Annotated in this window: 11 protein-coding genes and 1 pseudogene; 3 read left to right on the forward strand and 9 right to left on the reverse strand. The window is 63.2% G+C overall.

The window, feature by feature from the left end; all coding sequences use genetic code 11:
- Positions 1-33: 33 nt before the first annotated feature.
- The gene (locus WP12_RS19080) at positions 34-1,473 is read left to right on the forward strand and encodes a M48 family metalloprotease (RefSeq protein ID WP_046195276.1); all 1,440 of its coding nucleotides are present in this window, start codon (positions 34-36) and stop codon (positions 1,471-1,473) included.
- A 75-nt stretch (positions 1,474-1,548) separates the two neighbouring features.
- On the opposite strand, the gene WP12_RS19085 is transcribed toward WP12_RS19080, so the two are convergent.
- Both WP12_RS19085 and WP12_RS19090 read right to left on the reverse strand, forming a co-directional pair.
- Positions 1,549-1,716 carry a Flp family type IVb pilin gene (locus WP12_RS19085; RefSeq protein WP_046195277.1) on the reverse strand — a complete coding sequence of 56 codons (168 nt, stop codon included), beginning with the start codon at positions 1,714-1,716 and terminating at the stop codon, positions 1,549-1,551.
- Positions 1,717-1,852: 136 nt separating this feature from the next.
- Entirely contained in the window at positions 1,853-2,038 is a 186-nt protein-coding gene (locus WP12_RS19090) for a Flp family type IVb pilin (protein WP_046195288.1), read from the reverse strand.
- A 106-nt stretch (positions 2,039-2,144) separates the two neighbouring features.
- Between WP12_RS19090 and WP12_RS19095 the strand changes: the two genes are divergently transcribed.
- Positions 2,145-2,552, forward strand: a complete 408-nt coding sequence (locus WP12_RS19095) for a (deoxy)nucleoside triphosphate pyrophosphohydrolase (protein ID WP_046195278.1) — start codon at positions 2,145-2,147, stop codon at positions 2,550-2,552.
- Position 2,553: 1 nt separating this feature from the next.
- On the opposite strand, the gene WP12_RS19100 is transcribed toward WP12_RS19095, so the two are convergent.
- From WP12_RS19100 to miaA, 6 genes are all read right to left on the reverse strand, one after another.
- On the reverse strand, positions 2,554-3,555 hold the full coding sequence (locus WP12_RS19100) for a hypothetical protein (protein WP_046195279.1): 1,002 nt from the start codon (positions 3,553-3,555) through the stop codon (positions 2,554-2,556).
- 129 nt (positions 3,556-3,684) lie between these two features.
- The gene (locus WP12_RS19105) at positions 3,685-4,305 is read right to left on the reverse strand and encodes a YceI family protein (RefSeq protein ID WP_046195280.1); all 621 of its coding nucleotides are present in this window, start codon (positions 4,303-4,305) and stop codon (positions 3,685-3,687) included.
- 101 nt (positions 4,306-4,406) lie between these two features.
- A complete protein-coding gene (ilvC, locus tag WP12_RS19110) occupies positions 4,407-5,588 on the reverse strand; it encodes a ketol-acid reductoisomerase (RefSeq protein WP_268794742.1) in 1,182 nt (393 codons plus the stop codon).
- Positions 5,551-6,066 (reverse strand): acetolactate synthase small subunit, encoded by a 516-nt coding sequence (ilvN, locus tag WP12_RS19115; protein ID WP_046195282.1) that lies wholly within the window; start codon positions 6,064-6,066, stop codon positions 5,551-5,553. The genes ilvC and ilvN overlap by 38 nt, the downstream gene beginning before the upstream one ends.
- A 29-nt stretch (positions 6,067-6,095) precedes the next feature.
- Entirely contained in the window at positions 6,096-7,850 is a 1,755-nt protein-coding gene (locus tag WP12_RS19120) for an acetolactate synthase 3 large subunit (RefSeq protein ID WP_046195283.1), read from the reverse strand.
- Between the two features lie 62 nt (positions 7,851-7,912).
- Positions 7,913-8,863, reverse strand: coding sequence for a tRNA (adenosine(37)-N6)-dimethylallyltransferase MiaA (gene miaA, locus WP12_RS19125; RefSeq protein WP_046195284.1), 951 nt, complete (start codon positions 8,861-8,863; stop codon positions 7,913-7,915).
- On the opposite strand from miaA, the gene serB reads away from it, so the two are divergent.
- Positions 8,856-9,740: a phosphoserine phosphatase SerB gene (gene serB, locus WP12_RS19130; RefSeq protein ID WP_046195285.1), complete on the forward strand. Its 885-nt coding sequence runs from the start codon at positions 8,856-8,858 to the stop codon at positions 9,738-9,740. The genes miaA and serB overlap by 8 nt on opposite strands.
- Before the next feature lie 13 nt (positions 9,741-9,753).
- On the opposite strand, the pseudogene WP12_RS25965 reads toward serB, so the two are convergent.
- Positions 9,754-9,864, reverse strand: a pseudogene (locus WP12_RS25965) (IS5/IS1182 family transposase); the annotation flags it as partial.

Genomic DNA, 9,864 nt, shown 5'->3' on the forward strand with positions numbered 1-9,864 from the left:
CTGCTGCTTTATGGCAGGGATCGGGAGAAACACATGAAGACCGCAATATTCGCAACCTGCCTCTTTGCCGCCGCGCCGACCATGGCGCTGGCGCAGGCGCAGGCGCAGGCAATATCCGCCAGCGACAAAAGGGCGGGGTCCGAAGCGCATCCTCAGCTTGTCCAGCAATTCGGCGGCGCGATGAAGGGGCCGGCGGCGGACTATGTGACCCGCGTCGGCCGCAAGATCGCGGTCCAGTCGGGTCTCTCCAATTCGGAGCGGGACTTTACCGTCACCCTGCTCGATTCGCCGGTCAACAACGCCTTCGCGATCCCAGGCGGCTATGTTTACGTCACGCGCGGCCTGCTTGCGCTGATGAATGATGAGGCCGAACTGGCCTCGGTGCTCGGACACGAGGTCGGCCATGTCGCCGCGCGCCATTCCGCCAAGCGCCAGCAGACCAACACGATCGCTCAGGTGCTCGCCGGTGTCGTCGGCGCTGTCGCGGGCAATAGCGGGCTCGGCGATCTGGTCGGCCGCGGCGCCGGACTCGGCGCGGACCTGATCACCAAGGGCTTTTCGCGCACGCAGGAATATCAGGCGGACGATCTGGGCGTGCGTTATCTGGCGAACGCCGGATATGATCCGCTCGGCTCTGCCGACATGCTGGGTATACTCGGCGCGCAGCAAAGTCTGGAGTCGCGGATAAGCGGGCAGCGCTCTGGCCTGCCAAGCTGGGCGAGCACCCATCCCAATTCCGCGGACAGGGTGAAGCGCGCCCGCGACAAAGCCAGCAAGACCGGCGCGGCCGGGCGCGGCCAGCGCAACCGTGATGCACTTCTCGATGCGGTGGATGGACTGACCTGGGGCGACAACCCCGACAAGGGTTATGTCGAGGGCCGCGAGTTCAGGCTCCCGGTTCAGCGTCTCGCCTTCACCGTTCCCACCGGCTACACGATCAACAATGCCGACGACGCGGTCACGATCAGCGGATCCGGCGGGCAGGCCAGCTTTAGCGGCGGCAAGGCCGGAATGGGCGGCCTCGACGACTATATCAGCCAGATATTCTCGGGCCTTGGCGGCAATATCCGCTATGGCCAGATCCAAAGCGGCAAGGCCAAGGGTGTCGACTTCCGCTACGCTTTCGGTGGGGCCAGCAGCAATGCCGGGCAGGTTGATGTCGGCGTCTTCGCCTATCGGCCCGACAATGGCGCGGCCGCGTATCATTTCGTGACTATAACGCGGTCGGGGCAGGGTATTGGTCCCTTTGCGCCGCTGGTGGAAAGCATGCGACGGATGAGCGCTGCCGAAGCGTCCGGCATCAAGCCGCTCAAGGTTCGGGTCGTTCGGGTGAAGGCTGGCGACACGGCCGCAAGCCTGGCGAAGCTGATGGCCTTCCCGGACAATCCCCTCGAACGCTTCCTCGTCCTCAACGGCATGCAGCGCGGCGACACCGTCAGGACCGGCGATCGGGTCAAACTGGTGGTGAGATAGGAGAACGCAAAAAAAAGCGGCGGACTTTCGTCCGCCGCCCGTTCAAGCCAGCCTTCAGCCGTTGAAAGGCTTAGCTTAGCTTGCCTTCATGTTGGTGGAGACGTTGTTGAACGTCTTCTGGAGCTGGTTGCCGAGGCTCGTCATCGCTGTGATCGCGGCGACGGCGATGAGGGCAGCGATCAGGCCATATTCGATAGCCGTGGCGCCCTTGTTGTTCTTCAGCAGCTTTGCAACAAACTTCATAACTCTAACTCCCGCTTCCCGATTTCGGGTGGTAACTCCGGCCCGGCTGGCCTGTAACCATGGGCCAACGATTGCTTTCTACAGTCAGAGTTACTGTTAAACGGTTAACGGCAGTCGCGATTCTCACATCCCGACCTCAGCTGGCCGAAACCTTGTTGGAGATATCGGTCCAGCGGCCGCGCACAGAGTCGCCCAGCGCCATCACGCCAGTCATCAACGCGAGGAAGATAAGTGCCAGTATCAGGCCATATTCCACGGCTGTAGCGCCGTTCTCATCGCGGAAAAGGGCGCGGAAGCATGCGCGCCGGCGGGGGCCTCTCATATAATATTCCTTCGGCGCGACAGGGCCGTCGCCCATATCGCTTTGATCTGCAGATGCTTATTACGTAGGCGTCTCAGATTAAAAAAGCGCTAAGGGCCTAATACTTATGGATAAGGGGAAGCCCTTAATCGTCGTCGCGGCGGCATTGATCGACGGCGATGGCCGCATCCTCGTGCAACAAAGGCCGCAGGGAAAGGCGATGGCCGGACTGTGGGAATTCCCCGGCGGCAAGGTCGAGGAGGGTGAACTGCCCGAGGCCGCGCTGATCCGCGAATTGCATGAGGAATTGGGCATCGATGTCCAGCAGGCATGCCTCGCACCAGCCTGCTTCGCCAGCGAATCGCTTGGCGAACGGCATATGATCCTGCTCGTTTACATCTGCCGCAAATGGCGGGGGATTCCCCAGGCGCTCGAGGCACCCGCCATCAAATGGCTGCGCCCGCTCGATCTTCATGCACTGGATATGCCGCCGGCGGACAAGCCGCTGATCGGCTTGCTCGATGCGCTAATCTAGGTCAGCGCGAGAAGGCGCTGCTGCCTTCGATCAGGTTCATGCGCACCCCCTTCATCCGGCCCGCCGAAATATCCCCCAGCAGGTCGAGCACGGGCGAAGGATCGGTGCCCGGCGAAAGCGTGAACAGCAACAAATCACCGCAGGGGCGCAGCGACAGCCGGGCCTTGGCGAATCTCTGCCGGATCACGCGCAGCCCGTCGCTATCGCCCGAGAAAACCATGACGTCATCCGCGGAAGCCGCCCCGCATGCCCTGGCCGCGTTGGGAATGAGAAGCTGGAGCCTGCGGCCAGACGGAAGCGCTGCCCCATAAGCGGTATCGAGCTCCTGCAGAGTCGCGGCGGCTTCGGCATGGAGCGCCCGCATCTGCGGATCGTCCGAGCCGGCGGTGCCATCGATGACCTGGCGAAGCAGTGCGGCCGCACCCTCGATCTTGTCCGGGTCGCCATTTGCGCGGGAAGGCAGCGCCATCAGCTGCGCCATCGGGATCAGCGTGCTCAATGTGATCGGTGCGTTCGCACCAAGCTTCGCGATGCGAATCCGATAGGCCGTCTGATAGTCGACGTCGGTCGAGAGGCGGGGGTTCTCCGGGCGCAATAGCCGTTCCAGCTCGGCCCGGCGCACGAGCGCTGTGGCGACCTCGACATGATCGTTGCCAAGCAGCAGCCGATAGGCATCCACGCCGCGAGACAGATAGTCGAGCGAGGCTTCGATCGCAGCGCGCTGCTCCACGCTCGCGGTGGCGCCATAGAGTTCTACGCCGAACGCCTCGATCAGGTCAGCCCGGGCTAGCGGGGCCTTCTGCGCGGCAAGCTTGCGATCCAGCGATCGTTGCGCCTCCTTGAGCCGCCCCTTCCTCGCAAGTGCTATCTGATCCTTGACCAGCAACTTCATTCGCGCGCCATCGAGACGGGGACGCTCCTCCGCCGGAAAATCGGCGGCCGACGCTGCGGCATTGGCCGCGACCAGAATGAAGAGGAGCGCCGATCCGGCGGCGTTGCGCATGGCTAAGCAGGTGAAGACGGGTTGGGCCCTTGCATTCGGCGATGATGATCAGCGGCGCTGGGGCTGTCCACCGCGAAGTGTGAGGCCGCGCGCCGCGAGGCAAGGCCCCGCGGCGAAGGGGCCCCCTCGTCAGGCTTCGGGTTTTTCGAATGCCACCGAAATCTGCAGCGGAACGGTATCGGGCACCAGCGGGATGGCGTAGCTCACGCCGAAATCGCTGCGCTTGATCGTCGTCGTCGCGTCGAAGCCGACGGTGCGTTTGCCCATCATCGTGCCCGCGCCGACGAAGACCGCGTCGAGCACCACCGGCTTCGTGACGCCCTTGATCGTCAGATTGCCGCTAATACGGGCGGTCTTGCCGCTGGCGCGGATCGAGGTCGATTCGAAACGGGCCGTAGGATATTTTGCGGCGTCGAAAAAGTCCGCGCCCAGCAGATGCTCGTCGAGCTTCGTGGAAGTGGTCATGACGCGCTTGATCGGAATTTCGATCGACACTTTCGCCTTCGCGGGCGCCTTGGGATCGATAGTCATCGATCCGGTCACATCGCCGAAGATGCCGCGATATGTGCTGAAGCCGAGGTGGTTCACCGTGAAGGCCACCTGGCTGTGTCCCGGATCAACGGTGTAGGTGCCAGCCGTGACGCGGCGGACGTCGGAGGTCCCCGGCGGCGTCTGCGGCATCTCCTGCGCGATGACGGGGAGGGCGGTGGCCAGATACAGACCGGTGATCAGGGCAGGCAGGCTCTTCATGGTCTTCGTCTCCCGACATGAGAAAGGCGGCAGACTTGCGCCCACCGCCTCTCATGAACAAGCCAATAAGCCGAAACGATGCGTTTCGGTCGGGCGCCGGGTCAGTTCTTGGTCTTGTCGACCAGCTGGTTCTTGCCAATCCACGGCATCATCGCGCGCAATTCGTTGCCGACCTTCTCGATCGGATGCTCTGCAACGAGCTTGCGGCTAGCCTTCAGTTCGGGCTGGCCGGCACGGTTGTCGAGAACGAAGCGCTTTACGAACTTGCCCTTCTGAATGTCGTCGAGGACGCGCTTCATCTCGGCTTTGGTCTCGTCGGTGATGATCCGCGGACCCGTGTGGATGTCACCATATTCGGCAGTGTTCGAGATCGAGTAGCGCATGTTGGCGATGCCGCCCTCATACATCAGGTCGACAATCAGCTTCACCTCGTGAAGGCACTCGAAATAAGCCATTTCCGGAGCGTAGCCCGCCTCGGTCAGCGTTTCGAAGCCTGCCATGATGAGGTGGCTGAGGCCACCGCACAGCACGGCCTGTTCGCCGAACAGGTCGGTCTCGCACTCTTCCTTGAACGTCGTCTCGATGACGCCCGAACGGCCGCCGCCGACCGCGCTGGCATAGGACAGGGCGATGTCGTGCGCGTTGCCGCTGGCATCCTGCGCGATCGCGATCAGGCAGGGGACGCCGCCGCCGCGCTGATATTCGGAACGCACGGTGTGGCCCGGGCCCTTGGGTGCGATCATGAACACGTCGATGTCGGCGCGAGGCTCGATCAGACCAAAATGGACGTTGAGGCCGTGTGCGAAGGCGAGCGCCGCGCCGGGCTTCATATTTGCCGCGAGGTCGTCATTGTAGATCGCTGCCTGATGCTCGTCGGGCGCAAGGATCATGATGATGTCGGCCCACTTCGCCGCTTCCGCGTTCGACAGCACCTTGAAGCCGGCGTCTTCGGCCTTCTTCGCGGTGGCCGAACCAGCGCGCAGCGCCACGGCGACTTCGGCTACGCCCGAATCGCGCAGGTTCTGCGCATGAGCATGACCCTGGCTGCCATAGCCGAGGATGGCGACCTTCTTGGTCTTGATGAGGCCGATATCGGCATCACGATCATAATAGACGCGCATATTCTTTGCTTCCCTATCGCGCGGCCGGACATCCTTGTTGCGGGAACGGCCCTTTGGTTGAAATTCGTGGTCGCCCCCTACCGGGCGGGGGCTCGTCCGTCGAGCCTGCTTTAACGTGAGGGCCCTAAAGCGCCTCTTTGCCGCGGGCGATCGCCGCGACACCGGTACGTGCGACCTCGACCAGGCCGACCTCGCGCATCAGCTCGAGGAACTTGTCGATCTTGTCGCTGCCGCCGGTCACTTCGAAGATGAAGCTGGTGATGGTCGAATCGACCACACGGGCGCGGTAGACCTCGGCGAGGCGCAGCGCCTCGATCCGGTGATCGCCGGAGCCCACCACCTTTACGAGCGCCAACTCGCGCTCGACATGCGGGCCCAGCGCGGTCAGGTCGGTGACGCGGTGGACCGGGATCATCCGGTCGAGTTGCGCCACGACCTGCTCGATCACCTCGAGGGTGGCGGTGGTAACGATCGTGATGCGGCTGATCTTCTCGTCTTCGGTGATGTCGGCCACCGTAAGGCTTTCGATATTATAGCCGCGCGCGGAGAACAGGCCGGCGATCCTGGCGAGGATACCAGACTCATTGTCGACGGTCACGGACAGCGTATGCCGCTCGGTAGCTTGCTCTTTGATATGCATGTCTTTTCTCTGCTCGAGGGGTAGGGAGATCAGACGAGGGCCTTGGCCTCGTCATCCATCTCACCGACCACATCATCGGCTTCTAGGATCATGTCGGTGTGCGCCGCGCCGCTGGGGATCATCGGGAAGCAATTGGCGAGCTTTGCCACCCGGCAATCGACGATCACCGGACCGTCATGCTCGATCATCGCGGCGATGCCGGCTTCGAGGTCGGCGGGATCGTCGATCCGCACGCCCTTCCAGCCATAGGCCTCGGCCAGCTTGACGAAATCGGGCAGGGCGTCGCTGTACGATTCCGAATAGCGTCCGGCATAGGTGAGGTCCTGCCACTGCCGCACCATTCCCATATATTCATTGTTGAGGATGAATATCTTGACCGGCAGGCGGTACTGGGTCGCGGTGCCGAGTTCCTGGATGTTCATCTGGATCGACGCCTCGCCGGCGATGTCGATCACCAGGGCGTTGGGGTTGCCCAGTTGCGCGCCGATCGCGGCGGGCAGGCCATAGCCCATCGTGCCGAGTCCGCCCGAGGTGAGCCACTTGTTCGGCCCCTCGAAATCGAAATGCTGCGCGGCCCACATCTGGTGCTGGCCGACCTCGGTGGTGATGATCGGCTTCTTTGCATGGGTCGCCTCCCACAGCTTGCGGATTGCAAGCTGTGGCATGATCTCCTTGGTCGAGACCGGGATTTTCAGGCATTTCTTCGCGCGCCACCCGTCGATCTGGGCGAGCCAGGGCGCGAGATCCTGTGGCTGATGCTGACGCGCCTTCCACAGCTTGATCATATCCTCCATCGCACGGCCGACGTCGCCGACGATGCCAAGGTCGACGCGCACCGTCTTGTTGATCGACGAACGATCGATATCGATGTGGATCTTCTTGGAATGCGGCGAAAAGGCGTCGAGGCGGCCCGTCACCCGGTCGTCGAACCGCGCGCCGAGGCAGATGATCAAATCGGCCTTGTTCATCGCCATATTGGCTTCATATGTGCCGTGCATGCCCAACATGCCGAGCCACTGCGGGCTCGATGCCGGGAAAGCGCCCAGGCCCATCAGCGTCGACGTTACCGGTGCACCGGTGATCCGCGCCAGGTCGCGCAGGATCTGGCTGGCCACAGGGCCCGAATTGATAATGCCGCCGCCGGTATAGAGGATCGGTCGCTCGGCTGCCGCGATCATCTCCACCGCGGCTTCGATCAGCTTGGTGTCGGCCTTGCTGGCGGGTCGGTAGCCCTTGTGGGGCAACGACTGGATCGAAGGCTTGCGATAGCTTGCGGCCGCGACCTGCACGTCCTTGGGCAGGTCGACCACGACCGGACCGGGCCGGCCGGATGTCGCTATGTGAAATGCCTCGTGGATCACGTCGCCGAGTTGGGCCGGGTCCTTCACCAGATAATTATGCTTGGTGCAGTGGCGGGTGATGCCCACCGTATCGCATTCCTGGAAGGCGTCGGTACCGATCAGCGGCGTGCCAACCTGGCCGGTCAGCACCACCAGCGGGATGGAGTCCATCAGCGCGTCGGCAATGCCGGTAACGGCGTTGGTCGCGCCCGGGCCCGATGTTACCAGCACGACGCCGGACTTGCCGGTCGAACGCGCATAGCCTTCGGCGGCATGCACTGCCCCGGCCTCATGGCGCACCAGGATGTGACGGATACGCTTCTGCTTGAACAGCGCATCATAGATCGGAAGGACCGCGCCGCCAGGGTAGCCGAAGACGACCTCGACGCCGAGATCCGTCAGCGCCTGCAGCAATATATCGGCTCCGGTCATCTCGGCGGTCATGATCACTTCCTCTTGTGCGCCGCAGCGCTTCGTTTGAAGCTGGCTGCCCTATCGGTAACAAACTACTCTGTCAACGCCATATAACGTAATTTAATTGCAAATTCTTCAATATTATTGTCATCGAGTTGCGCCTCGCTTCGTAACCAGTCGGCGGGCAGCTGGTGGCGGAACCAGGTATATTGGCGTTTGGCATATTGCCGCGTAGCGGCCTGGGCACGCTCCACCATGTCTACGCGCAGGGTGTTTCCCTCGCACCAGTCGATAATGTCGCGCACGCCGATCGCCCGCATCGCCGGCAGGCTTGGGTCGAGCTGGCGCGTGCGCAACGCCTCGACCTCCTCGATAGCGCCCTGCGCCAGCATTGTTTCGAAGCGGGCGTTGCAGCGGGCATAAAGCCACTCGCGCGGCGGCAGCAGGATCGCCGGCGCGATCGAGACCTGGTCGATAATTCCACCGCTAAGTTCCTGCTGCCAAACGGATAAAGACCGCCCGGTCGAGCGGATCACCTCCAGCGCGCGGCTGATCCGGGTGATGTCCTGCGGCTTGAGCCGGGCGGCGGTTTCGGGGTCTTCGCGGCGCAGCATGACCGCGGCCCGGCCAACCGACATCGCGCGCACTTCGGCGCGGATCGCCGGGTCGATTTCGGGAACCGGCGCGATGCCGTACAGCAGGGTGCGCATATAAAGACCGGTTCCGCCGACGATGATCGGAAGCTGGCCGGCATCTTGCGCCAACGCGATCTCGTGGCGGGCATCCTCGGCCCAGTCGGCCGCCGTGCAGGCGGTTGCCGCGTCGCGATAGCCGAACAGCCGGTGCGGCGCGCGCGCCATTTCCGTTTCGTCAGGGCGGGCCGAAAGGATGCGTAAATCGGCATAGACCTGACTCGCATCGGCATTGATGACGACGCCGTTGGCGATTTCCGCCAGCCGGACCGCCAATGCGGACTTGCCGCTAGCGGTTGGCCCCGCAATAAGCGCGATCGATTTCTTGGATGGGGAAGCATTTGTGTTCATCGCGACGCTGATAGCATCGGAAACGCTGGAAGCGGGCGATATTTCGGCTGCCGCCGATCGACTCGCGTCAGCAGGGGCGGATAATGGCGGATCACACTGGATCGAACCCGGAATCGCGTGCGATCTGCGCTTCCAAGGCGATCCCGCGGCTGCACGGGCGGCGTTGGAGAACGCCTTCGCCGGGGTCGACGTCGTCGTCCAGCGGGAGGCGGACCGCCGCCGACGCATGCTCGTCGCCGACATGGATTCTACGATGATCACGATCGAGTGCATCGACGAACTCGCCGACTATGCCGGTATAAAGCCGCAGATCGCGGAGATCACCGAGCGCGCGATGCGAGGCGAGCTCGATTTCGAGGGCGCCCTCGACGCTCGGGTCATGCTGCTCAAGGGCCTCGATGCCGCCGTGATCGATCGCTGCCATGCCGAGCGCGTGGTGATCATGGGCGGCGCGCGCGAACTGGTCCGCACGATGCGCGCGAGCGGGGCGGACTGTTATCTCGTCTCCGGCGGCTTCACCCTGTTCGCGGATCGCGTCGCCGCCGAGATCGGCTTTACCGGCGCGCTGTCGAACGTCCTTGAATTCACCGATGGCAAGCTGTCGGGCAGGGTCGGCCGTCCGATCATCGGTGCGGCGGCCAAGCGCGAGACGCTGCTCGCCGAAGCGGCTGCGCATGGCCTGACGGCGGAGCAATGCCTTGCCGTCGGCGACGGCGCGAACGACATTCCGATGATCGAGGCGGCGGGACTGGGCGTCGCCTATCATGCGAAGCCCAGGACGGCGGCGGCTGCGGCCGCGCGGATCGATCATGGCGATCTGACCGCCCTACTTTACGCGCAGGGCTATGCGCGTCGGGATTGGGTGTTGGAAGTCTAGGGGTTGTGGGGATTCATCGCGAGTTGATGACGGCTGCGGCGAGGTAGATCATTGCGGAGAAGCTTAGATCGGTTTTGCAGGCGCGCATGGCGATGCGCTTGAACTCTTTGAGTTTGCAGAAGAA

Source organism: Sphingomonas sp. SRS2, from assembly GCF_000971055.1.
In the GTDB taxonomy this organism is placed as follows: domain Bacteria; phylum Pseudomonadota; class Alphaproteobacteria; order Sphingomonadales; family Sphingomonadaceae; genus Rhizorhabdus.